Origin of the sequence: Baia soyae (assembly GCF_004341445.1) — a bacterium.
Lineage (GTDB): Bacteria > Bacillota > Bacilli > Thermoactinomycetales > Thermoactinomycetaceae > Baia > Baia soyae.
On the sequence record NZ_SLXV01000006.1, the window covers coordinates 1 to 26291 of the forward strand.

At 41.2% G+C, this 26291-nt stretch carries 24 protein-coding genes and 2 riboswitches; of the genes, 7 read left to right on the top strand and 17 right to left on the bottom strand.

The features are described 5' to 3' along the window. Positions 1-152: 152 nt before the first annotated feature. The gene (locus EDD57_RS03125; RefSeq protein ID WP_131848033.1) at positions 153-1334 is read right to left on the bottom strand and encodes a glycosyltransferase family 4 protein; all 1182 of its coding nucleotides are present in this window, start codon (positions 1332-1334) and stop codon (positions 153-155) included. Between the two features lie 299 nt (positions 1335-1633). On the opposite strand from EDD57_RS03125, the gene EDD57_RS03130 reads away from it, so the two are divergent. Beyond that, complete coding sequence (locus EDD57_RS03130) at positions 1634-2626, top strand: glycosyltransferase family 4 protein (protein ID WP_243649428.1); 993 nt, start codon at positions 1634-1636, stop codon at positions 2624-2626. A gap of 9 nt (positions 2627-2635) precedes the next feature. Here EDD57_RS03130 and EDD57_RS03135 read toward each other — a convergent pair whose 3' ends face one another. The 4 genes from EDD57_RS03135 to EDD57_RS03150 are packed head-to-tail and all read right to left on the bottom strand — an operon-like array spanning position 2636 to position 6122. Further along, positions 2636-3403: a glycosyltransferase family 2 protein gene (locus EDD57_RS03135; protein ID WP_131848035.1), complete on the bottom strand. Its 768-nt coding sequence runs from the start codon at positions 3401-3403 to the stop codon at positions 2636-2638. A gap of 33 nt (positions 3404-3436) precedes the next feature. After that, on the bottom strand, positions 3437-4387 hold the full coding sequence (locus tag EDD57_RS03140; RefSeq protein WP_131848036.1) for an NAD-dependent epimerase/dehydratase family protein: 951 nt from the start codon (positions 4385-4387) through the stop codon (positions 3437-3439). Next, positions 4377-5099, bottom strand: a complete 723-nt coding sequence (locus tag EDD57_RS03145) for a sugar phosphate nucleotidyltransferase (protein ID WP_131848037.1) — start codon at positions 5097-5099, stop codon at positions 4377-4379. Before EDD57_RS03145 ends, EDD57_RS03140 begins: the two co-directional genes overlap by 11 nt. Positions 5100-5132: 33 nt before the next feature. Further along, entirely contained in the window at positions 5133-6122 is a 990-nt protein-coding gene (locus EDD57_RS03150) for an SDR family NAD(P)-dependent oxidoreductase (protein WP_243649422.1), read from the bottom strand. A 395-nt stretch (positions 6123-6517) separates the two neighbouring features. Here EDD57_RS03150 and EDD57_RS03155 point away from each other — a divergent pair, with 395 nt between their 5' ends. Continuing rightward, the gene (locus EDD57_RS03155; RefSeq protein WP_131848039.1) at positions 6518-7297 is read left to right on the top strand and encodes a hypothetical protein; all 780 of its coding nucleotides are present in this window, start codon (positions 6518-6520) and stop codon (positions 7295-7297) included. A gap of 191 nt (positions 7298-7488) precedes the next feature. Here the strand turns inward: EDD57_RS03155 and EDD57_RS03160 are convergent, their stop codons facing one another. Then, a complete protein-coding gene (locus EDD57_RS03160) occupies positions 7489-8184 on the bottom strand; it encodes a class I SAM-dependent methyltransferase (RefSeq protein ID WP_131848040.1) in 696 nt (231 codons plus the stop codon). 126 nt (positions 8185-8310) lie between these two features. Continuing rightward, complete coding sequence (locus EDD57_RS03165; protein ID WP_131848041.1) at positions 8311-8706, bottom strand: DUF4383 domain-containing protein; 396 nt, start codon at positions 8704-8706, stop codon at positions 8311-8313. Between the two features lie 182 nt (positions 8707-8888). Here EDD57_RS03165 and EDD57_RS03170 point away from each other — a divergent pair, with 182 nt between their 5' ends. Further along, the gene (locus EDD57_RS03170; protein WP_131848042.1) at positions 8889-9635 is read left to right on the top strand and encodes a CAP domain-containing protein; all 747 of its coding nucleotides are present in this window, start codon (positions 8889-8891) and stop codon (positions 9633-9635) included. A 71-nt stretch (positions 9636-9706) separates the two neighbouring features. Here the strand turns inward: EDD57_RS03170 and EDD57_RS03175 are convergent, their stop codons facing one another. Then, the gene (locus EDD57_RS03175) at positions 9707-11149 is read right to left on the bottom strand and encodes an amino acid permease (RefSeq protein ID WP_131848043.1); all 1443 of its coding nucleotides are present in this window, start codon (positions 11147-11149) and stop codon (positions 9707-9709) included. Positions 11150-11262: 113 nt separating this feature from the next. Next, positions 11263-11479: riboswitch (Lysine riboswitch) on the bottom strand. 161 nt (positions 11480-11640) lie between these two features. Between EDD57_RS03175 and EDD57_RS03180 the strand changes: the two genes are divergently transcribed. Further along, entirely contained in the window at positions 11641-14061 is a 2421-nt protein-coding gene (locus tag EDD57_RS03180) for a transglycosylase domain-containing protein (RefSeq protein ID WP_131848044.1), read from the top strand. Positions 14062-14178: 117 nt separating this feature from the next. On the opposite strand, the gene EDD57_RS03185 is transcribed toward EDD57_RS03180, so the two are convergent. Beyond that, the gene (locus EDD57_RS03185) at positions 14179-14721 is read right to left on the bottom strand and encodes an NADPH-dependent FMN reductase (RefSeq protein WP_131848045.1); all 543 of its coding nucleotides are present in this window, start codon (positions 14719-14721) and stop codon (positions 14179-14181) included. Positions 14722-15006: 285 nt separating this feature from the next. On the opposite strand from EDD57_RS03185, the gene hemE reads away from it, so the two are divergent. From hemE to hemY, 3 genes are read left to right on the top strand one after another with little or no spacing between them, the layout of a single operon-like run. Next, positions 15007-16038: a uroporphyrinogen decarboxylase gene (gene hemE / locus EDD57_RS03190; RefSeq protein WP_131848046.1), complete on the top strand. Its 1032-nt coding sequence runs from the start codon at positions 15007-15009 to the stop codon at positions 16036-16038. 6 nt (positions 16039-16044) lie between these two features. Continuing rightward, the gene (gene hemH / locus EDD57_RS03195) at positions 16045-17010 is read left to right on the top strand and encodes a ferrochelatase (protein ID WP_131848047.1); all 966 of its coding nucleotides are present in this window, start codon (positions 16045-16047) and stop codon (positions 17008-17010) included. Continuing rightward, positions 16991-18424 (top strand): protoporphyrinogen oxidase, encoded by a 1434-nt coding sequence (gene hemY, locus EDD57_RS03200; protein ID WP_131848048.1) that lies wholly within the window; start codon positions 16991-16993, stop codon positions 18422-18424. Before hemH ends, hemY begins: the two co-directional genes overlap by 20 nt. Before the next feature lie 82 nt (positions 18425-18506). On the opposite strand, the gene EDD57_RS03205 is transcribed toward hemY, so the two are convergent. The 8 genes from EDD57_RS03205 to EDD57_RS03240 all read right to left on the bottom strand — a co-directional run bounded on the left by EDD57_RS03205 (position 18507) and on the right by EDD57_RS03240 (position 26050). After that, on the bottom strand, positions 18507-19403 hold the full coding sequence (locus EDD57_RS03205; RefSeq protein WP_131848049.1) for an SDH family Clp fold serine proteinase: 897 nt from the start codon (positions 19401-19403) through the stop codon (positions 18507-18509). 23 nt (positions 19404-19426) lie between these two features. Then, positions 19427-19621 (bottom strand): hypothetical protein, encoded by a 195-nt coding sequence (locus EDD57_RS03210; protein WP_131848050.1) that lies wholly within the window; start codon positions 19619-19621, stop codon positions 19427-19429. A gap of 261 nt (positions 19622-19882) precedes the next feature. Beyond that, the gene (locus EDD57_RS03215) at positions 19883-21967 is read right to left on the bottom strand and encodes a HelD family protein (protein WP_131848051.1); all 2085 of its coding nucleotides are present in this window, start codon (positions 21965-21967) and stop codon (positions 19883-19885) included. A 133-nt stretch (positions 21968-22100) separates the two neighbouring features. Then, positions 22101-22811 carry a GNAT family N-acetyltransferase gene (locus EDD57_RS03220; protein ID WP_131848052.1) on the bottom strand — a complete coding sequence of 237 codons (711 nt, stop codon included), beginning with the start codon at positions 22809-22811 and terminating at the stop codon, positions 22101-22103. Positions 22812-22981: 170 nt separating this feature from the next. Beyond that, a complete protein-coding gene (locus EDD57_RS03225; protein WP_131848053.1) occupies positions 22982-23497 on the bottom strand; it encodes a 1,2-dihydroxy-3-keto-5-methylthiopentene dioxygenase in 516 nt (171 codons plus the stop codon). Then, complete coding sequence (locus EDD57_RS03230; RefSeq protein WP_131848054.1) at positions 23466-24146, bottom strand: methylthioribulose 1-phosphate dehydratase; 681 nt, start codon at positions 24144-24146, stop codon at positions 23466-23468. The genes EDD57_RS03225 and EDD57_RS03230 overlap by 32 nt, the downstream gene beginning before the upstream one ends. Next, positions 24143-24811, bottom strand: coding sequence for a 2-hydroxy-3-keto-5-methylthiopentenyl-1-phosphate phosphatase (locus tag EDD57_RS03235; protein ID WP_131848055.1), 669 nt, complete (start codon positions 24809-24811; stop codon positions 24143-24145). The genes EDD57_RS03230 and EDD57_RS03235 overlap by 4 nt, the downstream gene beginning before the upstream one ends. Then, positions 24812-26050: a 2,3-diketo-5-methylthiopentyl-1-phosphate enolase gene (locus EDD57_RS03240; protein ID WP_131848056.1), complete on the bottom strand. Its 1239-nt coding sequence runs from the start codon at positions 26048-26050 to the stop codon at positions 24812-24814. An 84-nt stretch (positions 26051-26134) separates the two neighbouring features. Continuing rightward, positions 26135-26247, bottom strand: a riboswitch (SAM riboswitch). Positions 26248-26291: the final 44 nt, after the last annotated feature.

Sequence of the window (26291 nt, forward strand, 5' to 3'; positions counted from 1 at the left end):
CGATGGAGAAACCATCGCCATAAACGATATTTGAGTCAATTCACACAAAAACCTCTTCTAAACTTGTTGTTCAGAAGAGGTTTGTCTGCAGTCTGAAAGGAGTGACCATATGACTACAGTCACTCCTTTCTTTATGAAGATAAGATATCATCCTAGGAACACCCTTCCAACTTCTCTTCTAACATCTTATACCTCTTATCATACATATCCGGACCAAATTGATGAATAGCTTGTATCTGGTTCCTTTCTCCCACCTGTTGCCGTAGCTCATCTGATTGTAGTAGCGGACGAATCACTTTTCGCAGAGCAGACGGATTAATATCTTTCGCTAGATATCGCTTATTTGAAGTAGACAAGAAAATTTCTTGCAACCCTCCAGATGGATAAGCGACGACAGGCTTTCCATGCCCCATGCCCTCTAAAGCAGTTAATCCAAATCCCTCAGGCAAAACACTCGGAACCACAACGAGGTCAAGCGCAGAATACACCTGAGCAATATCCTTCACAAATGGAATCCAATGAACTCGATTTTGCAATCGATGCTTTGCTATATGTTCGCGAATTTGCCGAAAATAGGCGTTTTTGTGGTTAATCGGCTTTGTAGCACGAAGCATGAGATGAATAGAGGGATCTTGCTTCATTAAGGGAGCCATAGCTCGAACTACATGCCATATTCCTTTTTGAACATTCACCTTGATTGCAACCGTTCCAACCACAATACTTGAATACGGAATCTGATACCTTCTTCTTAGTTGCCGATGCATTTTTTCAGATCGTAGGGCATGATGGTCCAATTCATTCCAGCACGGATATAAACAATGCATTTTATGATTAGGATATCCTCTCGAACGAAAAGGCTCTAGCACACTTTCAGAAATACCGATTATGACCGGCTCTATTCTTTGAACAAGCGAAAACCATTGTTCCTTATAAATGGGGACGTGTTCTTGTAAAAACCAAATGACGGGGATATTCTCTTCTTTTGCAATGATTGCAGGAAGCAAATTAACTGAGGTATTCACCACTATATAGTCAGGGCGTAGACTTTGCATAGTACGCCGAATCGCCTCATCTTCACCTTGAGAGCGAATATGATCTAGTTCTATTTGGAAATCACCTTGCAAATCTTTTACACTCCACACAGCAGAGTACCTACAAAATGTGGTAGGTATCTTAAGTCTATCCACTTGTCTAGAAAGCTCTCCACTTTGCGGAAAAATGCATAGGCAACAGTGCTTCTCGTTCATCTTTTGTATCAATTGAAACATCGTTTTCTCTGCACCTGACATCGCGTTTGCCTGACATATATGAGAAAAGAATGCAAATTTCTTCATGGATAGCCACCTTTCTAAAAAGGCTAATCAACCCCTACTGTGTAATGATAATATTATCCATCCAGGATCTTAATGGGTGGTATAATCTCTCTTGGTCTCTCTCTACATAGTATATGGAGCAATGTCCAGAAGGACCCTCGCATATATCTATCCGCATTTGCTTGTCATTCCATTATCAATCCAGATTGAGTACATTAATCTACTAGTCTCACATTTCTTTGCTGTCTTCATATACTAACTGAAAATAAGCAATGATCTTTCAATATGTATTATTTCTGGGGGGAAGCAAATTGAAAGTCGTGATTCCTGTAATCAATTTAAGCATAGGTGGCGGATGTAAAGTACTATCACAACTTGCTCATGGCCTCGTACAAGCTAACCATGAAGTAGAGATCGTAATCCCCCATGGTGCTTCCATCCATTATCCACTCACCTGTAAAGTAACACGAGTTCCGGAAATCAGCAGGAAATATATACCTAAAGGAGATATCATTCTAGCCAATTATTATAAAACGTTTGAGGCAAGCTACGAAGCTTGGCCACAACAATGTGTAAGATACACTATGGGATACGAACCCCACTATGTACCTGATAGAGAATATGCAATTACTCTTTACCAAAAAAAAGTACCAACCATTACAATTTCCAAGTGGCTACAAAAGAACTTGTGGACGGATAATACTCAAATAAGTACTGTTATTTCTCCAGGACTTGATTTAGATATATACAAACCTCGTGAAAAGTCCATTAAGCCAAAAGGAATTCGAAAAATATTATACATCGCAAGAAATCCTGCAGCCCAAATTAAGGGTTATAACGACTTTATAGATAGCATAGAAATCGTGAAAAAAAAGAGTAAAATGCCCTTCAAAGTATTTTTTATTTGTCCCGAAAAAAACATAATACCTGCTCATATTCCGCATAAATGTTTTCGTCCTGCATCCGAACAAGCCATGGCTGACCTATACCAAAAGGCGGATTTATTTGTCTCTACCTCATGGGTTGAAGGATTCTCTCTCCCCCCATTAGAAGCCATGGCATGTGGAACCCCTGTCGTAACGACAAATTCTGGAGGAGTCACCGATTTTTGCATTCAAAAAAGAACAGCAGTCCTTGTGAAAAAACAAAATCCTCAATCAATTGCAAATGGGATTCTTACTGTATTACACAACCAGAAGCTAGCAAATCAACTAGCCTTTCATGGTATGCAAATGGCTCAACAATTTTCTCTAGAACAGTTCACTCAAAGTATGATTCGTACTTTCCAAGAGATTATCACCACTAGGCAGTAAGCACAATAATTAACTTGGGATATCGAGAGGCAAATCTGGATCCCTATCCCATTTTTTCATAAAGTATTCACGATTCTCTTTTGATAACTTTCTAGCCAACTCATCTGAATTGTTTTGAATAAAGCTTTTGCTCCCAAAATGATGGACATAGGTATCGCCAGCGATCATACATTTATAACCCGCTAAGCGGACGCGATAAGTAAAATCGATATCTTCGTAATAACCCATACCATAGTTTTCATCAAACTCGCCCACAGTGTTCCAAATTTTTCGTGGAAAAACTAGACAGAATCCAGATAATCGATCTGATACTTTCCACTTTGCTAGATTTTGACGGTTAAATTTTTTGCAAAACATATGAATGTCCTTCACTCGTTTCAAATCCGTTTGGAGGTATTGATCGGGTAGAACATAGTTGGACAAAGGGGCCGTTACGCCACACAAAGGTCGATCTTTCAATACGCGTAACATATTTGCTAACCATCTATGAGAAGGCAGTGTGTCATTATTAATCGTTGCCAGATACTTTCCTTTTGCCATTCGAAACCCTTGGTTTAATGACGCTGAAAACCCATTTTTATAAGAATTATGAATTTGTTTAACCGTAGGAAATTCCTTTATCAATTTTTTTTCTGTTACATCTGTTGAGGCATTATTTACGATAATCACTTCTATCGGAATACGTGTATGCCTAAAGAGTGATCGCAAACACATTTGGGTCACAGGCCATTGATTATGAACTGGAATCACAATACTGGTCAAATTAAGATCGGACATCTGTAAACCCCCTTCATCAAGTAAAAAATGATCTCATAGAATCATTTCCTTCCAAATATCACACAACGTTTCTTTCAATGTGTAAGTTGGCTTCCAACCAGTAGAACCCCTGATTTTTTTATAACTTCCTATAAAACAATCCTGGTCTATAATAGAGGAATGGGTATTCGGGGTAATCACCTTAATGGGAGATTGAATCACTTCTTCCCATGTAGAAACCAACTCTAAGACAGAGGCTCCTTTTTGTGAACAAATTTGATAGCAGTCCCCCACACATTCGCTTGCCTTCTCAGAGAGCATAAACAAAGCCTGCACAGCATCCCTCACATCTACATAATCTCGAATCCCACTTAAACTACGTAAATGAATCGTTACAGGCAACTCTTCAAATGGATATTTCTCTTTCAATTGCTGAGCAATCCATGGAATAATTCCTTCTCTTGCTCCTGGTCCGATGAGATTAAAAGGACGAACACAAATAATAGGAAGATGATGTGTCCTAGCGAACCACTGTGCACTACTCGTTACCAGATGTTTACTCCATCCATACAAGCTAGTTGGCTCCACAATCGAACTTTCTGTTATCGGAAGCTTTTTTTGCGTTTGATATTCCATAGCTGTTCCGATCACGAACACACTTTCTAAAGAGTCTAATTTTAATTTACGGAGCGAATCTAAGAATAAAAGAGATGCATACACATTATCTTTCCAAACATTTGAGTGGTCGATATCCGCACGATTTTCTCCAGCTAAATGATACATTCTTTTCCACGGATGTTGGCGAAGAACGGTATCCATCTCTTTCAAATTAGTCAAGTCTGCCACTTGATAATGAACACGTGGATGTTGTACAACCTTTTCTCTTGAAATAGAACGTCCAATTCCTACAATCTGTGTATGTTCTTCTTTCAAATACCTTTGAATCAAATGTTGCGCCACAAATCCATTGGCTCCTGTAATGAAAATCCAATTATCAAGACCCATGCTCAACTTCTCCCGGAAGGATTTGAGCCTTAAACTGTTCAAAGATTTGATTCGCTTTTTCGTAGTCGTGCGGCCTTCCAATATCCATCCAAAATGAATCAGTGTGGTGATGGGTAACCCTCTCTTTATGATCAAGCAATGTATAGATCAAATCAGGAATATCGAACTTTCCTTCTTTCGGAATATACGTAAGAGCATCTTGATGAATGATATATATCCCCATACTTACTAATGAGTGATTTGTTGGCTTTTCTACAATCTGAAGGACTCTTTCTCCCCTCACATCTAATACTCCAAAATCGATCGGCACCTCAACCTCATGTGAGGCAATGGTTAACATCGATTTTTGATCAATATGTTTCTCATAAAAATCTCGGAAATGGAGATTTGTTAGAATATCGCAATTCATAACCAACATAGATTCCTGTTCACACGATATATCACGAAGCGCTCCTGCTGTCCCTAGAGGAACATCTTCCTTTAAATAATCAATCTCCAATCCCCATTTCTCGCCATTTTGAAAGTAGTTTTGAATCATTGTGGCGAGATATCCACAAGCCATCGTTATGCGGTGAAACCCATAATACCGGCACTGTCTCACAAGTATATCTAATAGAGGAATCCCATCGATAGGAAGTAATCCTTTGGGAAAAACATGAGTATAAGGACGCATCCGCTCTCCTTTACCACCCGTCATAATAACAGCATGCATCAAATCCTCCTCCTCCTGAAATACACTTTTTTGTTACACTACATATTGATCAGGACGATACCCCTCAGGGTTTGAGCGAATCCATTCGACTGTTTTCTCTAATCCCTCTCGTAATGAGACTTGGGGTTCCCAACCCATAACTTTAAGCGCTTTCGATGAATCTGAGCAAAGGCGGTCTACTTCACTTTTAGCTGGTCGTAAACGCTCATCAGCCACTCGGATCGGCAGTTCTCTTCCGACAATTTGTTTAATATATATGGAAAGATCTTCGATACAAATCTCTTTTCCAGAGCCCGCGTTTACTGTTGTACCAATCGCCTGCTCACTAGTAGCCGCGTGAATGAACGCTCTTGCAGTATCTTGAACATAAGTAAAGTCTCTGGTTGCCTCTAAGTTTCCTAAGACGATCTCATCTCGATGGATAGCTTGATTAATAATGGTTGGGATTACTGCTCTCATGGATTGACGTGGTCCATACGCATTAAAAGGTCTTACTGTGACTACGGGTAAGTCAAAAGAACAATAAAAACTTTCTACACATTTATCTGCACCAATTTTACTAGCTGAATAAGGAGATTGTCCTTGCAGTGGATGGGATTCAGGAATCGGGACTATTCGAGCTGAACCATATACTTCACTCGTGGAGGTGTGTACCATTCGGGATATTCCATACTCACGAACTGCTTGTGCTACATGCAACGTACCAAGAACATTTGTTTGAAATACATCTGTAGGGTTCTGGTATGAGTACGGGATGGCAATCAATGCTCCCAAGTGCATGACTATCTCTTGATTCCGTACAGCACTTCGGACTGCATCTTGATCTTTTAAATCCCCTGTGTAAAAACGGATTTGACTTTGCATCTCCTGGGGGATTCGATCCAACCATCCTTTACTTCCATTGGAATTATAATGAATGAAAGCCGTAACGTCTGCACCAAGTCTCACCAATTCTTCTACCAGGTGGCTCCCGATAAATCCCCCTGCGCCTGTTACCAGTACACGCTTTCCGTTCCATGTCACCTTCATCCACTCCCTACATAATCAGTTTTACATTTTATTCCGCTAAAATCAGGATGGCCACAAAAAAATCGATAAAGCAATTTCTTTTATAAAAAATGAGATATAAAATCATCTCAACTTGACCATTTATATAGACTCTCTATCACTTTTTATTCATATTTTCATAGAATAGGAAGATCGATATTATTACTAGATTAAAAAATAGGTAAGATTATTGGAACCTTATTATTCATATCTTCATAGAATATGAAGATCAATATTATTACTAGATTAGAAGAATAAGTAAGATTATTGGAGCCTTTTATTTTCTTAGAATACAAAGATCGATTTATTGCTAGATTCTCTGAGAAATCTCTTTCATCTTGTGCAAAAACATCAGGAGGGATGGAACGAAATTGGCCATTCATTTATCGGCTGAAGAGAATATTTTCCATGAGAGTCATAAAAGGGTTTGTTTTATCCACATGCGTGTCTTGAGTTATTGGAAGGATATATTAGATAGACAACTAAAAAGATTATGCTCATCGGGGTTATATCAAAAGTTAGATGCTATTTTTATTACTTTTGTTATAGATGATATTCATAATACCCAATATATTAAAGATCACATCATAGACCCCTTGAGTCATTATGATGATATCATTCAATATAGGATTCTCCCTCAAGAACATCTGTATGAGAGAGCCACCTTGTATTGGATGCACAAGTATTGTAGCTCAAGTACAAATAATGTGGCAGTGCTGTATCTTCACTCTAAGGGAGTAAAACATGGTGAAACATCACCCTATAAAGACAGTATAGATGACTGGGTTAATTTGATGGAGACTGTATTAGTTGACCATCACGAAGTAGTCTTTGAGTGTCTAAAAGAAGTAGATGCTTGTGGAACTATCTTTTTCCTTCTCCCTCCATATCCACCACATTATTCCGGGAATTTTTGGTGGGCAAATAGCAACTATATTAAACAGTTAAATGGAACAATTCCGCCGGATTATATCGCACCAGAAATGTGGATTTTGTCTCATGACACGGTTACATTTGCTGATATATTTAATTCTGGATATGGACTTGCAGCTCACTATTACACCCGATTTCCAAAAGAGAACATCCCCGAACACTTTCAACCAATTATTTATCAAAAAAATGGAAGCGAAATAAAAAGAATTAGTTCTTAAATAGATGTTTTTTAAAACAAAACTATAATCTGGGAGCGCCCTATGTGTATTTTAAAAATAGGGTTGCTCCCCTTTCTGTTCTTTGAGTAAAGTTTGTATAAGCATTCATTTTCTTATGAAGAAATAAAGAAACCCTTCTGAAAAATAAAAATCAAAAGGGTTTCTCTACGGTTAATCGAATAATGCTTACTTTATAACCCTGACTCCTCTATCAATTTTTTTATTTTGATATCCTTCTTACGATTACTAGGTATTAAAATTCCTAGGCCTGAGCAAGGAAGCACTTTGTGAAAAGTAAGATTGAAGCTTGTCTTCTTTAAAAAGTCTTCAATGGCGGTTAAAACTCCGTTCTTTTCACCATTTTCATATAAAGCATTATTTAAGTGATGATTACAACCACCCTCTACCAATTCAGAAACACCTGGACACATGCCTTTTTGTTCATAAGGCTTTCGATACGCTTCTGGAATTGTCTCAGGCATATAGTACATATCTCGCCTACCATACGGCCATTCTGTATCATGAAGAAAAACAAGAGGGAATTTTTCTATTTTTTTTGCTCTACGTTCAATCACACCCAACTCATTAAACACCGTATACCAATTATGATCACCATCGATGAGTACTGCATCATATTGGCTGATGTTAGGCAGAGCCATTAAGCTAGTTAAACGTCTCATTTTCATATGACGCTGATAATTCTTTTTTAGAGCACCCACATGAAACTTGGGATAAGGGTCAATGATATATGCCGTTCCATTCACTTTCCGGCAGTAATCAAGAATTTTTACTGTATTCATCCCCCCATTAGCGCCAATTTCTACAATCGTTTTCGCCTTTTCCATCCTGAGAATAGGCTTAATCACTTTCTCCCAAAATGGATGCATCGAAAACACCCCCTATGTATCTTATTCAAACCGTTGCTAGATTGATATTATTTCGCACACCCATTTTCTATTATGTAATCATAAAAAAAGAGAGCATAAGCCCTCTTTGGAATGCTTTACTATTGGTTACGCCTGCTTATCTTTATTAGAGGAAGAATCTTTAGAAGCCGCACCACACGAATCTTTACAACAACATCCTGCACACAACGATACAAGTGCTAAAACCCCCATGATGATTTCATTCGTAAGTGTCGCCTGCATAACTCCCAGGATCTCATCTGTAAATAAGCCAATCACCGCTAAGAGAGCAAAAACCACTCCAATCACTCGCGCTGCGCATTTACTCATTTCCTCTGATGAAGAGGAGGCTAGCCAAGCAATTCCTGCTACAATGTACAATAAATTACTCCACAAACTTGGGGCTACAGCTTCTGTGACCACTCCCGAATCAGGAAGAAAGAAACCAACAAGCCCCCACACCAACAATAAAATACCAAGACTAACCGCATATTGCTTCTTCATAAATCAGAACCCTCCATTCTTGGTTCAACAGACAGAATAAAGTGCTCTACAATTTATGAGCCTAATGCCTCTTATATTCATAAAGATTATTTCCATTTAAAGGATTCTAATATTTTCCTTATTTTTTTCGGTTCTTTGCATATAGAATAGTATATAGATTGCCGAAAGGAGTAAAAGTGATAATGCGACGTATTCTTCCTATCGTAACATCTATTCTAATCTTCTCTTTTGTGATAGTTGCTTGTACTTCAGCAGCTGATTCTGGAGGAAACAAAACTCCAGCTGCATCCACCGACACATCCCAGACAGCACCTGTACCTACCGAAACGGCTAGCTCTCTCTCTACCAATTCGAGTGACCCAACCAAAAACGAGGCTAGTAGTAAAGAAGAAGAGAAAAGCAACAACACGGCTGAGTCAAATCAAAAAGAAAAAAATGCAAAGCCAACAAACAGTCCGACTACCCCTAAAGCACCTACAACACCAGAAAAAAGTAAAGCACCTACCAAACCAACAGCAGGAGCAACAACTCCTAGTAACAGCGCTCTATCCTCTGCTGAGAACGAAGTAGTTCGATTAGTTAATATTGAACGACAAAAAGCTGGCTTAAAGCCTTTAGTAGCTGATACGAAGATCTCCTCCGTAGCAAGGGTAAAATCGCAAGACATGATCGACAATCGTTATTTTAATCATCAGTCACCAAGATATGGTTCTCCATTTGATATGATGAGTCATTTTGGAATTCGTTATCAAACTGCTGGTGAAAATATTGCAGCCGGACAACCTACTCCAGCTGAAGTAATGAAGAGTTGGATGAATAGCCCAGGTCACCGAGCTAACATTTTATCCAGTAATTTCACCAAAATAGGAGTCGGCTTTGTAAAAGGCGGATCTTATGGTATGTACTGGACTCAACAATTTGCCGGATAATCTTACTTACATCATGAAAAAACACCAACATCTAAGGGATTATCTCTTAGTGCTGGTGTTTTTATTTTAACCTATTCTCTACTTAGATCGCACTCCGCTAACGGAACTACTTTCGTACGTTTGGTGAATTTATATCCCAACCAAACGAGCACGAATAACGGTAACCCCACATAGGAAGCAGTCACTCCATACCAATCAATCTTATCTTCTAAAAAGGCTTGATAGTTTTGGCCAAAGATTACGATTGTACATAGGACGAACGCAAACAGAGAACCAAAAGGGAAAAATCGTGCCCGGTAAGGTAGTTCGCTCAAGCTTCGTCCTTGTGCTTTGAACGCTTTGCGGAAACGGTAATGGCTAATCGCGATGCCAAACCAAGCAATAAAGCCTGATAAGCCCGATGCATTTAACAACCATGTATATACAACGCCATCCCCAAACAAGGAAGCAATAAAGGCTAACGCTCCCACAGCCGCTGTAACCAATAATGCAGCTACAGGCACTCCATAACGATTTACTTTTGCTAGAAAACGAGGAGCTTTTCCCTCTTTCGCAAGAGTGTAAAGCATACGGGTGGAAGCATACATCCCGGAGTTTCCTGCTGACAAGACCGCTGTTAAGATAATCGCATTCATAGCAGAAGCAGCAAATGCTAGGCCTGCATTTTTGAATACCAGCGTAAACGGACTAACTGCTACATTTTCAACTTCGTTACTTAATAAATTTGGATCTGTATGTGGAATGAGAACTCCAATAATCGCAATCGCTACAACGTAAAACAGTAAAATCCGCCAAAAAATACTTTTCACTGCACGTGGGATATTTTTCTCTGGTTCTTTACTTTCACCAGCCGCTACTCCTATTAACTCAGTCCCTTGAAAGCTAAAACCAGCCACCATAAAGACTCCGACAACTGCTAAAATCCCCCCATTAAATGGAGCTTCTCCTGCCGTTAGATTGCTCCAACCAGCCGTATGTCCTTCTAGAATTCCAAAGATCATCGCTAAACCAAGTATAATGAAGATAATGACGGTAGCCACTTTAATAAAAGCAAACCAAAACTCTGATTCTCCAAACCCTTTCACAGATAAGAGGTTAAGCCCGATGATCAGTAATAGAAAAAGTCCACTCCAAAGCAAAGAAGAACTATCTGGAAACCAAAACTTCATAATCAAAGAAGCTGCTACCAGTTCAAACGCAAGCGTAATCGCCCAGTTGTACCAATAATTCCAGCCTAATGCAAATCCAAAAGCAGGATCTACATAACGAGTTCCATACGTACTAAATGAACCTGAAACCGGTAAATAAGAAGCCATTTCCCCCAAAGCTGTCATTAAGAAGTAAACCATGATCCCTACGATCACATAAGCAAGCAACGCCCCACCTGCGCCTGCATTTGCAATCGAAGCTCCACTCGCGATGAAAAGACCTGTTCCGATCGATCCACCGATTGCAATCATGGATAGTTGACGAGCATTTAGCCCTCTACGTAATTGATTCTCATTGGTTGACATAAAAATAACCCTCTCCCTGCCGTTCGTGTTTATCACGCGAAAGCTGGTTTGGGCATAAAAATAACCGCCAACAAATACAGACGGTAGGATCTCTTCTACCCGCACCAACATTTCGCTAAGATAGCTCAACACAAACCATATGCGACATGGTTTGTGACAGTCCTGTCCCTATTCGGTAACAGTCCCAGCAAAACTACATGAGAGTATGTAGTTTGCTTCGGCGGTTGTGCCTTTCCTATGTAGTCCTTGATGTTTACTACGACGTAAGTGGTGTCGAAACTCTCCATCTCATACAAAGTACTATTCAAAACCGCGACCTCTACCTCACCTTATTTGATGAGGGTTGAAATATATAATCCATTTAGGATACTTGAAATAATTCTACACGATCATAAAAAATCCTGCAATAACTATTTCATGTAGACTTAATTTTTGATATATGTGGCATGCTATTTATAGGTATCTATAACATGGAACATTAGGGGATTGAGATGGATAAATCACGGAGAAAAACAAACAAACCTAGACGAAAAAAGTGGAAGTTGATTTTTTTAACCCTATTAACCGTTATTTTTTTAATAGCAGGTGGTATTACCGCTGTCATCGTGCAAGGAAAAACATTTGACCTTGATCAATTAGGCAATATCCAAAATAATTCGGCCATCTACGACCTCGATGGGACCAAAGTAGCGGAACTAGGAAATTTCCAACGAGAGATTGTATCTCTAAGCGATATAAAAAAAACAAATCCTCTTCTCCCTCAAGCTTTTCTCAAAGTAGAAGATGTTCGATATTATCAGCATAGTGGTATCGATTTTTATGCATTGGGGCGAGCCGTCTACGCTAACATCATCCAACGTGATAAAGCCCAAGGAGCCAGTACAATTACGATGCAGGTAGCTGGAAACGTAATCCTCGAAGATCGCCGTAAAACCTATACCCGCAAGGTCAAAGAAATCGCAACAGCTTGGAATTTAGAACAGAAATATAACAAAGATCAGATTCTGGAAGCATATCTGAATTACATTTACTTTGGCAATAACGTCAGAGGAATCCAAATGGCTTCGAAAATTTATTTTGGAAAAGATGTAACGAAAAATCGTCTCACCATTTCAGAGATTGCTTTCTTAGCCGGTTTGCCCAAAGCCCCCGAAGCGTACAATCCATATGCCTCCGAGAAATCCGCTCAAAGAGCAATCGAACGACGAAAAATTGTACTGACCGAAATGGCTGAGAAAAATGAGATGAATGCACTCATCACCGAAGATGAGAAGCAAAAAGCCCTACGCCAGCCCCTCGGAACGGATGAAAAATATCTCGTCCGCTATGGCAAAAAGGATGGCTATCAACCCTACAAACAATTTGTACTGAAGGAATTAACAGAGCGCTTTGGAATCATCCCTTCAGATGTGGAAAGTCGTGGATTTCGAATATACACCGGAATTAACACTCGGGCACAAGCAGAAACAGATCGTGTTCTCAAACAAGACTCCACGTATAAAAAGCAGGCTATTTTAGATGGAGGATCTGCCACCGTTGATCCACGCACAGGGCTTATTGCCGCAATCGGAGGCGGCCGTCACTACGAAGGCCAAGGCTTTCGCATTAACGGACAACTTCCGATTCAACCCGGCTCGGCCATTAAGCCTTTAACCGTTTATGCACCTGCCATCGAAAAATCAGGTGGCGACATCAACGAGTACACCATCATTCCAGATCGTGCTATCACCATTAACGGGTACAGCCCTCGTAACTATGATCGCATCTTTAGAGGTGATGTACCGCTATCCGAAGTAGTAAAAAGCTCCTTAAACGCTGCTACAGTTTGGTTGCTAGATAATAAAGTGGAAGTTGCAAATGCGTTTCAAACCGCTCAAAAACTTGGCCTTCCACTTGAAGAAGCAGACAAAAATATCGCACCCCTTGCCTTAGGTGGGCTTACAAAAGGAGTTAGCCCTCTGCAACTTGCACAAGCATATACAGCTTTAGCGAACAATGGAGTCGTCATAAAAGCACATGCAGTAAGAGAAGTGAAAGTGACTGAAAATGGAGTAGAGCAGAGCATCCCGCCTCAATCCGAGCCAGAGAAAAAACGAGTTTTTAGTCCCAAAACCGCCTACTATATGACCCGCATCCTAGAGCAAGTCGTAGAAAGTGGTACGGGACGCTCAGCACAGCTTGCAGGCGGACGACCGGCTGCTGGGAAAACAGGAACAACCAATAACAACGTTGCCGCTTGGTTTGCAGGCTATACCCCCCAATACGTAACCGTTGCTATGGTATACAACACGAGTAAAACCCCCTTAGAAAATCGAGTAGACGACTTAACAGGCGGACACTATGCCACAACCATTTTCAAAGACGTCATGAACAAAGCATTATCAGGGGTTCCCGTTGTAGGATTCTCCAAACCATCTGGGGTCGAGGAACCAACTCCTCCTTATACATTCCAAGCCCCACAGCTACAAGCAACCTACAGCAAAGAAGCTCAGGCGATACAAGTAAATTGGAGCAGTCCATCCGATCGAGTCACCTATCAATTACAACGCTCCGAAGATGGAAGTAACTTTGGTACGATCTTCGAAGGGGCAGGAACAAGCTATACGGATCAAAACATCCAGATTCCTGGCTACAACTTCATGGGTGGTCAATCGAAATCCTACTATTATCGTGTAAACGCCATCGATTCGCAGACCGGGGAATCGCATACTTCATCCCCTGTAAAAGTAGACATCAACTCAACTCAGTCTAGACCACAACAACCCGATCAGCGACCCAAATCCTTTCCACCTAGACAGCCCGAACAATCTCCATCCAATCAGGAACGCCCGAACAGACAGCCTAATCAGGAAAATCAGCAACAACAACAGGAAAACCAACAAAACCCTCCTGATCGTCGACCATTTCCATAACAGCCAAAAGCGAGCACCCGTTTCCGAAACTAGTGCTCGCTTTATTTTCTTCTACAACTTAGTCAAGCTGTTATGAAAGAGTATGCACTAGGGCAAACTCATAGTTTCATTCATCACTTACAAAACCTTGCTAGCAGAAATCGCCTTTGTAAAGGTAACCAGTTCCTCAACTACTCCACGGAATCGTTTATCTGCCGCTTCGATTAATTGTCCATTTCCGGTTAAGTCAGCAGGGTCAATAACAACTTGTTGAGGCAATCCCAAACCGAGTATCCCACGGATTACGGTTCGCACATTATTAAGCGCATTGATGCCACCTTTTCCGCCACCTCCTGCCGCTGCAATGGAAACAGGCTTTTGGCGAAAATAGGAAGATCCCAGGAAATCAAGAGCATTTTTCAACGCCCCACTCATAGCGCTATGATATTCAGGGGTAAGAATGAAAAATGCCTCCGCTTGGCTGGCATAATCACGCAACTTTTGGACATTTGGGTGCAGTTCTTCTCCTTCTGCCCCTGAATAGAGAGGAAGGATATCATGACCTACATCAAAAAATGTAACATCTGCTCCTAGTTCGGTAAGATATTTCGAACCGAGATTCGCTACCTTTCTTGTATTTGACTCAACTCTAGCGCTTCCACTTATCACTAAGATTTGCAATCGAAATTCCTCCATATGTATATAACATTTTTTTGATACCATCATAGCACGATTTTGTCTCAAATTTCGATTTCTATCCCATACTAAGTAAGGTAGATATAACAGAAAAAACCGAACTCACTTACTTTACGACAGTTTGTTCAAGATACTGATATAGTAAGTTCAAAAATGGTATGATATTATGCGAATTGACTATAACGTATCTTAATCAGATTATCCATCAACTATACAACAGACATGTTACTCCATTCATAGCTGTATAGCTGGTGAAAAGGTGGATTTTTAATGAGTAAACCATTTAATGATGCATTCTTAAAAGCTTGTCGAAAAGAACAAACTCCACATGTTCCAGTATGGTATATGCGCCAAGCAGGGAGATACCAGCCAGAATATCGTGAGATTCGCAAGAAATATACATTCTTCGAGATGAGTGAGATCCCAGAAGTTTGTGCAGAAGTAACTCGTCTTCCTGTCGAACAGCTAGGGGTAGACGCTGCGATTTTATTTGCGGATATTATGACACCCCTACAACATATTGGTGTAGATGTCGAAATCCGCTCAGGAGTCGGTCCTGTCATCGATAATCCGATCCGTTCGGAGAAAGATGTAGAGCGTTTGACGGAAATTGATCCTGAAACGCATGTGGCAACCACGTTGGAAGCGATTCGCATCTTGAACCAACAATTATCCGTACCTTTGATCGGCTTTGCAGGTGCTCCTTTTACATTGGCAAGCTACATGATCGAAGGCGGACCATCGAAGAATTATCATAAAACCAAAGCCTTTATGTATGCCGAGCCTGTTGCATGGAAAGCCTTGATGGAGAAGCTAGGTGCGATGACCATCTCCTACTTAAAAGCCCAAGTAAAAGCTGGCGCACATGCCATCCAGGTATTTGACTCTTGGGTTGGTGCACTAAATGAACAAGATTATCAGCTGTATGTCGCACCGATTATGCACAAGATCTTCCAAGCTTTAAAGGAAATGGGTGTACCAACCATCTATTTTGGAATTGGAACGGGACATCTTCTTACCGAATGGAACAAGCTTCCTGTAGATGTGCTTGGATTAGACTGGCGCACATCCATCACGCAAGCACGAGCAAAAGGAATCGACAAAGCGCTACAAGGAAACCTAGATCCTTCTCTACTAATTGGCCCATGGGAAGTCATCCAAGAACGGGCAAAGGCAATTTTGGATCAAGGGATGGCACAACCTGGTTATATCTTTAACCTAGGACACGGAATTTTCCCAGATGTACCTGTAGAAAACCTACAAAAACTAACTGCTTTTATCCATGAATATACAAAGAGGTAATCAGTTATGGAAAACACCACAATTGGATTATTAGTAATGGCATATGGTACTCCTAGAAGTCCTGAGGAGATCGAACCTTATTACACACATATCCGTCGCGGGCATACACCACCACCAGATCTTTTAGAGGATCTAACGAATCGCTATGAGATGATTGGCGGAGTTTCTCCCCTCGCTCGAATTACAGAAGAGCAAGCATATGCTTTAGAAAAAGCTCTAAACGCAAGAAATAGCGAGAAAACGTTTAAAGTATACCTTGGCTTAAAACATACCACTCCTTTTATTGAAGATGCGGTACAACAGATGCACGCAGATGGAATTAGAGAGGCAGTAAGTATCGTACTTGCACCTCATTACTCCACTTTTAGCGTGAAATCGTACAATAAACGGGCCCAAGAAGAAGCAGAAAAACTAGGCGGACTTGCCATTTATTCCGTAGATAACTGGCATACGGAACCCAAGTTTATTTCTTATTGGGTTTCTCAGTTGCAGAAAACATTCTCTTCTATCCCTACGGAACAGCAGGCGAAAACGATTGTTATTTTCTCTGCTCATAGTTTACCAGAGAAAATTCTTCAAGTCGGCGATCCCTATCCGGTTCAACTAGAGAAGACTGCTGAGCTAATCGCTGAAGAGTCCAACATCCCCCACTACGCCATCGGCTGGCAAAGTGCAGGCAACACACGTGATCCTTGGATTGGCCCCGATGTTCAGGACCTGACTCGCGAATTATACGACAAGCACGGATATACTTCCTTCGTATATTGTCCAGTTGGGTTTGTATCGGACCACTTAGAAGTTTTATATGATAACGATTATGAATGTAAAGTCGTAACAGACGAAATTGGAGCAAACTACTATCGCCCAGAGATGCCAAATACAGAGCCTATCTTTATCGACGGATTAGCAGATGTCGTAGAAAAGCGTTTATCCATGGAGAAAGGGACTAACTATGAACTCAGCTCCCTCTAAAAACATCGTCATCGTAGGCGGCGGTATTACAGGACTCTCAGCAGCGTTCTATCTACAAAAGGAGCTTCGGGCAAGAAATCTTCCTTGGACGATTACCTTGCTCGAATCCAAACAACAACTAGGTGGAAAAATCCAGACTATCGTTCGAGATGGATATACCATGGAGCGAGGACCTGATTCGTTTCTATCACGGAAGCCAAGTGCAACGCAGTTAGTTCGGGATGTAGGCCTCGAAGCCGATCTAGTACGAAATGAAGTCGGGCAAGCCTATATCCTTCGGCATGGACAGCTCCTTCCTATTCCAGAAGGGGCCGTGATGGGAGTTCCTACGGAAATAAAACCGTTTGTCACTACTTCCCTCCTATCTCCCCTCGGAAAAATGAGAGCCGCTGCTGATCTAGTACTTCCTGCGTCCAAAATGCTATCGGAAGAAGACCAGTCCGTAGGAACGTTTTTCCGACAACGTTTGGGAAATGAAGTCGTCGAAAATATCATCGAACCCCTTCTCTCTGGGGTTTATGCGGGTAATATTGATCAGATGAGTCTCATGACGACTTTTCCTCAATTTGCTCAAATGGGAAGAGAGCATCGTAGTTTAATTCTCGGTATGAAATCCTCACGCCCTAAGAAACAGGCAAATCAGAAGCCTGTAGGGATCTTTCAAACGTTAAAATCTGGACTCTCTTCACTAGTGTATGCGCTGGAATCTCAGTTAACAGATGTTGACGTAAGAAAAGGGATCTCTGTAGAAAAGATTGTGCGAGATCAAAATCAATATAGATTGTCCCTTCCAAACGGTGAACTGCTGCTAGCAGATAGTGTCATTCTAACTACTCCGCATGGACTCGCCCGTAAAATCTTAGGGGATCCTGACTTTTTAAAGCCCCTCCACGATCGCCCCACCTCTGTGGCAACTGCTATCTTGGCCTATCCACAAGAAGCGATCACATTGGATAAAGAGGGAACAGGATTCTTGGTTCCACGCAGCGAGGAAGGGTACTCCATCACCGCTTGCACATGGACCAATAAAAAGTGGCCTCATACCGCTCCTCTAGGAAAGACACTGCTACGTTGCTATGTAGGACGTGCAGGCGAAGAAGCAATCGTCGACCTGGATGATTCAGAGATTGTGGATACAGTAATTCAAGACATCAAAAAGTTATTCAACATTACAGGTGAACCAGAATTTAGCTATGTGACACGTTGGAGACGAGCCATGCCACAGTTTGTGCCGGGACATAAAACATGGCATTCTAATGTACAGAAGCAAATCCGCAATCAATACCCTGGCCTGTTTCTTGCTGGCTCATCGTACGCTGGCTCAGGGATTCCTGATTGTATCGATCAAGGTAAAAATGCCATCACCGACGTAATCGATTACGTATCGTCCATATCTTTATCCACTGCTTTGTGATAGCCATCACAATTGAAGCAAATCTATTGGTTAAGAAAAAGCATGTGTATCTTTTAACCGAGATACACATGCTTTTTTGATTTTACAACATAACCGAGGCATCACTTGATTCGAATATCTTTACTACTTCTCTCTCTCTCATCATCACAATATAATTCACATAGAGACGCCACCACGCTTGCCAGAGTTCATCCCCATATGGCTTGTACACGACATTTAAGCCGATGCTTTTGGCATCAAAATGATCGATCACTTGCCCATGGTTCGGGTACTTCTCGATGTTGATCAGTTCTTCGGCAATTCGCTGAGCTTCTTTTAGATTTCCTTTATGCATCGAACGAGAAAGCCACTTAACTGCCAAACGTTTCGAATGTTCGATCGATTTTAAACAATAATCGATTAAAGCTGCGTCTACACCCTTGAGAAACGGATAGTAGGCTGGGTTTAATGCTTGACCGTTTGCATGTTCTTTCTTAATCATCTCAAGACCATTCAAAAATGCTTGAGCAGGCCTGAAAGCTAGTCCAAATGAAGTGGGAATCGTCACTTGTGGATCAATCGGACCTAGCTCAGAGGTATTACTCATGACAATTTCATCTGCCGCCAAACTAACTAAAGTAGCTGCACTCTTCGCTGCTTGTGGAACAACAACTCGCAAATGTTTCGTTCGTGATAGAAGTGTATGAACGATAATCTCGGCTGCATTCGGATCTCCACCAGGGCTTTGGATAATAAAATCCACATCACTATCTTTATCGATGCTTGCGATAATCTCATTAAACGGTGCGATGTCCTCGCGCAAAATCGCACTATCTGAGTGATTCAGATTCGACATATATACAATGACTCGTCGCCCAGTTACTTTCTCAATCTCTTTGATAAAAGCTTGTCTATCATACCGATCGCGATTCACCGCATGTGTGAGCGGTTGGTTCGGTAAGAAGAGAGAAAGAGATGGGGGTACTTGTGGTTGATCCATTTTTATTACCCCTTTACTCGAAATTAAACTTGATACGGTCTGCCATGTAATCTCTCTTTAGAAGGCTTATTTTCTATAGCCTCCATATGCTTTTCAAACTCCTGAAAAGTCGTAAGGAAGCTGTCAAATTCTTTTTCGGTACTACCTTGCGATACAAACTCTTGTTTCGCTTTTAGCAAAGTCTCAAACTGTCTTGCCTTGATGAGTGTTTCCATCATGAAACCTGACCTCCTTTGCTTACTCTACATACTATATGCGAAAACATGCGAATAGACCTCCACTTTTCACATATAGAGAATCCTAATTTATATTTTATCAAACATCTCTATTAATTACATCATATTGAACGGAAGAGTTTGATAGCATACTTCTTTATTGTTGACTACATATGAGTAAGTTAAACAGCCAAATACAGGAACAATCCCAGATGATCTATCTTTCCATGCTAAATAGATCACCTAGAATCATTGATTGACTAGTTAACTTACAGACACAGCTTCTGGTAACAAAGGAGACGGATTATCTGAAGTAAGCACAACGAGTGAGTGGAGGGCACGAGTACATCCAACATAGAGCAGCTTTGCTGTCAGAGCATCATCTGGATACTGCTCGTTATCGACGTCAACTAAAATGACTGCATCGAATTCCATCCCTTTTACTAAGTAGATCGGTGCTACTGAGATTCCACCCGCATACTGGTTTCGATCCGGTGTAATCAAATGATGTTCAGTCCCGTTGGAGAGTAAATCTGCCGATAGTATGGATGCTGCCTTCTCGGTACGAGTCACAACGGCAATCGACTTCATTCCTTGAGCGGATTGGTTCTGAATCCATCCCGCTACTGCTAGTGTACGATCTTGATCACGTACTTGCTCCACTTGAACCGGCTCCCCACTACGGAATACAGGAGTGGCTGGAGTAAGATTCCCTCGATAAGAGTGAATCACCTGATTGGCAAATTGGATAATTTCCACTGTAGAACGATAACTTCGGTCTAGCTGAAAATAAGATACCTGTTCCTCTGGAAACAAATGTACAAACTCATTCCAATCGTAAATTCCTTTGTATGCATAAATATTTTGCAATAAATCTCCGAGAATCGTAAACGAATTCCCTCTCACATGCCCCTTTAATACGTACACTTGAAAGGGAGAAAAATCCTGAGCTTCATCGATAACCACATGATCAAAGCGATGCTCCGTCTCAATCCCGTAGAGGAAATTGTAAATATATAACAATGGAGCTAGATCTTCTGGATCAAACAGGACCTTTTTCCGTTCGATCGTAAATGGCTGAATCACATCGGATTTCTTAGCCAAATCAACATACATTTGGGATACTGTTCGACGATCCCAGAGATTTTTATATTGGCGAAACTTCTCCATCGCTTTTTTCTTCATCTCATTTCGTGGATCCCGGTTTCGAATATCGCGATGCTCCATCTCAATCCATCTCTTCATTCGAGAGAAGATCCTCTCTTGACGCTTACGCAAAGGTTCGTGTCGATACTCTACATGGAACCAATGGGAAATTTCTTCAGCCGTCAATTTCTTCTCATCCCAAATGGCAAAACCAACTTGTGGGACAAACCCCTTCTCCAAAGAAGCTAATTGCTGCTGAAGATACTCCAAAAATACAAAAGAACCCTTATAGCGGGCTAGCATCTCTTGCTGTTCACGTTCCAAATCGGTTGATTGGCCTGTTTCAAACCAACATTCCTCTCGATCCGTCTGATTCCGTAGGGTTATGGGTTCGGGTAATAAATCGAGTACCCATTCGATGAAAGTAGTCTGCTTAACGCCACCAATTCCTAGCTCAGGAAGAACATTCGAGATATAATCCAAGAACATCTTATTAGGAGCAAAGATCATGATGCGATCTGCTCGGACCTGATTCTGATACTGATACAATAGATATGCTAGACGATGGAGAGCTACCGTAGTTTTCCCTGAACCCGGGACTCCTTGAATAATAAGGGATTGATTCCGCTCAGATCGGATAATCTTATCTTGTTCCACTTGGATCGTCGAAACAATATCCCTTAATCGATGATCTTTGTTCTCCCCTAGACGATAAAGGAGAAATTCATCTGTAACCTGTAAATTCTCCCCGCCCCGAACATAACTGTCCACAACTCGTTTTAACGTCTGTTCTTCAACAGCCAAATTCCGCTTTAGATGGATAGTCCCTTCTACCTCACCATCAGGAGAAACATATCCAGCACGATCTCCTTGCCCCGTAAAAGAGTAAAACATACTGGCCACAGGAGCACGCCAATCAATCACAATGGGTTGATGACTATCAGGGTCTTCTACACCCGCTTTTCCTAAATAGAGCGGCGTCAGTTGTTTTCCGTCCTCTTCAAAATCAATGCGGCCGAAATAGGGAGACTTTTCCGATAACTGCAATCGATTAACCGTTTGCCTCCTCTGATCATCCAGGAGCTGTTCCACCAAATCTGAGCCTTGATATCGTGGAATCAATTGAAGCTCTTTTAACTGTTGTTGAATAAAAGAAAGTGTTTCTTGTAACTTCGCTTGCTCATATTGATAGATTTCGTCCATAGAAAATATTCACCCCTCTTATTGACAGAAGGCTATTATACAAGAATGGACTACCTTTCGCAAATTAATTTACAAAAAAACAAAAAATGATCCTTTTTGTACGCTCACACTAACATATCTACTATCTTCCACTCTATTTTCGTCTATAATGCGATATCATTTTCCGTAGTTCTAGCACTATAAAAAAGTCAACCGTCTGTAATTTCGGATTTATAATCGGCTCGCTAGCAATCTTTGCTCCAATCCAATAACATCTTTTTAACGAAGCAGAAAGTTTACGTTGTATTTTCTGTGAGTCCATTTTTTCGGGACTAATCAGATGTAATCCTTGGATGCGAAACTCTTCTCTTGGCTCAATACCATAACGATCAATTACAAAACCACTATACACTAGGAAACTATATATCTCGTTTATCTCTTGAATCTCCATCTGGGGTAAACTCGTACAAGTTACTATATATCGATATGTATTTCGGTTCAGATAATCCCTAATCCCTTTCCATAACATCTGAGTCACCTTGCCATCTTGATAACCAGCAGCCACACAACCGCTTCCTATTTCTACTATTTGGGATATATGTTCAGTAAGATGATGAAACTCAAATAATGATTGTGAATAGAGCCCTCCTAGGTCAATCACTCTTTTACCCGGTAAAAGCCGATATGTACCTACCACTTGATTTACCGTCTCGTCAACTACTATGAGATGGTCACTATAGAGATCATAGTCTTGTTCAGATACGTTTTGTAACTGTCGTAGTTGATAAACTTGTGCCTTCTCCTCTTTCGTCTTCGCCAGACGGGTCACCCATGAATGAGCAAATCCCTTATCTATCTCTTCCATTTATGTCATCCCCTCATTCCAACATTCCTTTCCCATCTATCATATTACATTTTAATAAATTAAATATTCATTTTTTTGAAACTTTTATAAAAAATGTTGCCTTAAGCAAACAAAAAATGAACAAAGCCCGTTTATCGATGGCCTCATTCATTTTTTTGTTTGCTCAATTCTTATTTATAAATAGGAACCCAGCCTTCTTTCGTTTTGAAAATCCGAATCGCTACAACCTGACGATCTTCCATTAACGTAAAATAATGTCGATATCCCTCTGGTACAGAAATAAGGTCTCCCGGCTCCAATTCCACATCAAAAAAATGACCCTCCAGACTCTGAATAGCAAAAATCCCATGTCCACTCACGATAAAGCGTACTTCATCGTCACTATGATGGTGTTCAGCTAAGAAATTCTGCAGCAATTGATCGAGATTCGGCGTCTCTGGTGAAAGAGAAATAACATCATTTGTGGTGTAACCTCTACGTGCTGAGATCGTATCAATTTCACTTTGAAATGTATGAAGAACCTCCGTTTTTTGCCCCTCGGTTAAATGGTAATTTTCCCGAAGACTTGCAGGTAGTTTCTCGATATCCCAATGCTCATAAATCACTCCTTGAGATTGTAGATAAGAGCTGACCTGATCTTGAGCAGATACATACTCATCTGTATGATGAAATCGTATTTGTGCCATGAACATCCTCTCCCCACTTAGCATATAAATTTGGTTGCAACAGACGTAGCTTAATATGATAGGAAAATAAAAACTCAAATGCTTCTAAATACTTCTTCGCTTCGAGCGGTGTAGCTCCCCATGTAGTAATCCCGTGATTCCGAATCAGGATTCCCTTCAACAGAGGATCTTGTAGCAGAAGACTTCCAAACTCCTTAGATAGCAGATCTAGATCGGCATAATTTGGGATAATCGGAATCGATATCTCCCCATCTTCTTCCCAGATTCCAAACGCTTTGATTAGCTCCTGTCCGCAAAAAGTGACTCGTCCTTCGCTCGCATATAACTCAGAGATCAGGTTGTTATCTAATGTGTGGACATGGAGACAACATGTTGCCCCTGTTCTCCGATAAATCTCTGCATGGATTCCTACTTCGGCCGAAGCTTTGAGATGCGTGTTTCCTAGCGGATTTCCATCTTGATCTACCAATAAAAAATCTTCTTCGGTACGCTTTCTTTTATCTTTTCCACTAGCTGTAACGAGAAACGTAAGCGGATCTTCGCGAACCCTGATCGATAAGTTTCCACTTGTTCCTGGAAACCAATCACGAGCCGCAAGCTCATCTTTTATATCCGCCAGTGTGCGCCATTTTTTCGCCACCTCTATCATATGGGTTGAAACACCTCCTCTTGCTCTAAAACAAAGCGAATATCGTGAAATGTTTTAAATGGAGAGTATCGAATCTTCTGCTCTTCACACTTCCCGATTAAGAAATCCCTCGCAAATACTTGATCTGCCATCTTCGCCGCTTGTAAGTCCGTTATCGAATCACCGATCACAATACGATGGACCTCCGTAGAATCAAACTGACGCAAAATCGTTACCTTGCAACATCCACAATCATTTTGACACGGATGATCGCAAGTATGCGGCCATATGATTTCAATTTGTTCACCTGTAAAATCACTGTGATTACAATAAATGTTCTCTGGCTTTACGATCCCTTCAAGAGCTGGATAAACAAAGAAATCAATTCCTCCGCTTACAATCCAAAATGGAATTCCCATCTCTTCTGCCCAACCTACAAACTCTTTAAATCCTTCCCGAAGTCTCATTTGCTCGAGGATATATCCCACAATCTCGTCCTTTTGCGAGCTGGGTAATAGTCGGAACAACTGGGTAACTCCATTCCGAATCGAAATACGTTGGGCTAGGATATCATCTTTGATAGCGATCCATTCTGGTGGCGCAAACTGTTTCATGATCGCAATAATGTTATCAGATTCCGTTACCGTCCCATCAAAGTCACAAAAAATGACAGGTTTCTTTTTCATTTACTCGCCTCCCCATAGAGCGATCGCTTGGTTTAACTCCGTATACTTCGTATCAGAAGCTACCTCTGACAGTGTCTTCCCAGCAAGTACAACCTCAATCGCTTGTCGAAATGCTTTCCCACCTGCCACTGTCCCGCTTGGATGACCATGAACTCCACCACCCGCATTAATAACGCTATCCATTCCAAAATCTTGAATCAGCCGTGGTACGATCCCGGGATGAATTCCAGCTGAGGGAACTGGAAAGGCCGGACGTAATGCAAGTTGATCGGTACGTAGCGAGTGCGCAATCCGAAGTGTTTCCCCTTTTTCTAAAACGACACTGCCATAAGGGGAAGGGAATAACGACAAATCAGCTCCCGCCACACGGAGTAAGGTTCCAAGTGCTAATGAATGGCTTAAACCATAAAACGCTGACGATGTAAATGCCCCAGAAAAAGCGGGATGTGCTAAGATTGGGACAGCTACTTCGGGATCTTCCGCCAACTCCTGTAAAATGTCCAAACCATAGGTGAAAACATTAAACAAAAGAGCACTGGCTCCTAATTCGACTGCTTTGCGTGCACGATCCCGTAATTGAGAGCTCCGGCCTGTGATATTCACCGCATACAACGTTTTCTCTCCTGTGAGAGATTCTGCTTCGCGCAGTACTTTAACTGCTGTACGGACACGATCTTCCCATGGAGTTAGCGGGTTATCGAATAAGATTTCATCATCCTTAACAAGGTCAATCCCGCCTAAAGCCTGCAATCTTAACTGTTCTTGGAAATAGTCAAGATCTCTCCCGATAACACTTTTAAAAATACTCATTAGAAGCGGCCGATCGGTTACGCGGACCTTTTCCCGAACCCCTCGTATTCCGTATTTGGGTCCTGGATAGAATGAAAGGTGCTCATCAGAGAAATGAAGATCGACTAACTTCACCTCACCATCGAGTGATAATTTTCCAAATACCGTAGTAAGAATGGCTGGTAAATCATGAGAGAAATTAGCTGTCGGATATGCGATTTTTAATAATCCCCTAGTACGTGTTCCCCCTAAATATTGATTTGCTTCCGGGTCTTCATCTAGCTCTATTACCTCTACTACTTCTCCCTTATGAAGCTTCAATTGCTCTTGAATCAAAAGAGGTAACTCTGTCCACGAACCAATCGTCAACCCCAATGCGATCGACTCTGCTTTTTTCACTAAATCTTGTTTTTTGTCATGAACCAAATAAGTGGCAGTCAACCGTGTCATTTGTAGAACCTCCCATTGCCTTTTATCTATAACAAATAAAGCCTCTCCCATGTGAGGAAGAGGCGCAAAAAGTCCGTCATCTTCCTCTCATCTCTCAGTCCATTTCTGAACTGCAAGAATTAGCACCGTTTTTATCGTTAGATAAGTCGGTTGCCGGGTTTCAAAGGGCTAGTCCCTCCACCTACTCTTGATAAGAGAAATATCATCTTTCAATTATTTAATTAGTCTGATTATGCCCGAA

Excerpts from the sequence above, each read along its gene's own strand:
- EDD57_RS03125 (WP_131848033.1), bottom strand. The coding sequence starts at position 1,334 with ATGAAGAAATTTGCATTCTTTTCTCATATATGTCAGGCAAACGCGATG.
- EDD57_RS03135 (WP_131848035.1), bottom strand. The coding sequence starts at position 3,403 with ATGTCCGATCTTAATTTGACCAGTATTGTGATTCCAGTTCATAATCAA.
- EDD57_RS03140 (WP_131848036.1), bottom strand. The coding sequence starts at position 4,387 with ATGGGTCTTGATAATTGGATTTTCATTACAGGAGCCAATGGATTTGTG.
- EDD57_RS03145 (WP_131848037.1), bottom strand. The coding sequence starts at position 5,099 with ATGCATGCTGTTATTATGACGGGTGGTAAAGGAGAGCGGATGCGTCCT.
- EDD57_RS03160 (WP_131848040.1), bottom strand. The coding sequence starts at position 8,184 with ATGCATCCATTTTGGGAGAAAGTGATTAAGCCTATTCTCAGGATGGAA.
- EDD57_RS03165 (WP_131848041.1), bottom strand. The coding sequence starts at position 8,706 with ATGAAGAAGCAATATGCGGTTAGTCTTGGTATTTTATTGTTGGTGTGG.
- EDD57_RS03170 (WP_131848042.1), top strand. The coding sequence starts at position 8,889 with ATGCGACGTATTCTTCCTATCGTAACATCTATTCTAATCTTCTCTTTT.
- EDD57_RS03175 (WP_131848043.1), bottom strand. The coding sequence starts at position 11,149 with ATGTCAACCAATGAGAATCAATTACGTAGAGGGCTAAATGCTCGTCAA.
- EDD57_RS03180 (WP_131848044.1), top strand. The coding sequence starts at position 11,641 with ATGGATAAATCACGGAGAAAAACAAACAAACCTAGACGAAAAAAGTGG.
- hemE (WP_131848046.1), top strand. The coding sequence starts at position 15,007 with ATGAGTAAACCATTTAATGATGCATTCTTAAAAGCTTGTCGAAAAGAA.
- hemH (WP_131848047.1), top strand. The coding sequence starts at position 16,045 with ATGGAAAACACCACAATTGGATTATTAGTAATGGCATATGGTACTCCT.
- hemY (WP_131848048.1), top strand. The coding sequence starts at position 16,991 with ATGAACTCAGCTCCCTCTAAAAACATCGTCATCGTAGGCGGCGGTATT.
- EDD57_RS03205 (WP_131848049.1), bottom strand. The coding sequence starts at position 19,403 with ATGGATCAACCACAAGTACCCCCATCTCTTTCTCTCTTCTTACCGAAC.
- EDD57_RS03210 (WP_131848050.1), bottom strand. The coding sequence starts at position 19,621 with ATGATGGAAACACTCATCAAGGCAAGACAGTTTGAGACTTTGCTAAAA.
- EDD57_RS03215 (WP_131848051.1), bottom strand. The coding sequence starts at position 21,967 with ATGGACGAAATCTATCAATATGAGCAAGCGAAGTTACAAGAAACACTT.
- EDD57_RS03220 (WP_131848052.1), bottom strand. The coding sequence starts at position 22,811 with ATGGAAGAGATAGATAAGGGATTTGCTCATTCATGGGTGACCCGTCTG.
- EDD57_RS03225 (WP_131848053.1), bottom strand. The coding sequence starts at position 23,497 with ATGGCACAAATACGATTTCATCATACAGATGAGTATGTATCTGCTCAA.
- EDD57_RS03230 (WP_131848054.1), bottom strand. The coding sequence starts at position 24,146 with ATGATAGAGGTGGCGAAAAAATGGCGCACACTGGCGGATATAAAAGAT.
- EDD57_RS03235 (WP_131848055.1), bottom strand. The coding sequence starts at position 24,811 with ATGAAAAAGAAACCTGTCATTTTTTGTGACTTTGATGGGACGGTAACG.
- EDD57_RS03240 (WP_131848056.1), bottom strand. The coding sequence starts at position 26,050 with ATGACACGGTTGACTGCCACTTATTTGGTTCATGACAAAAAACAAGAT.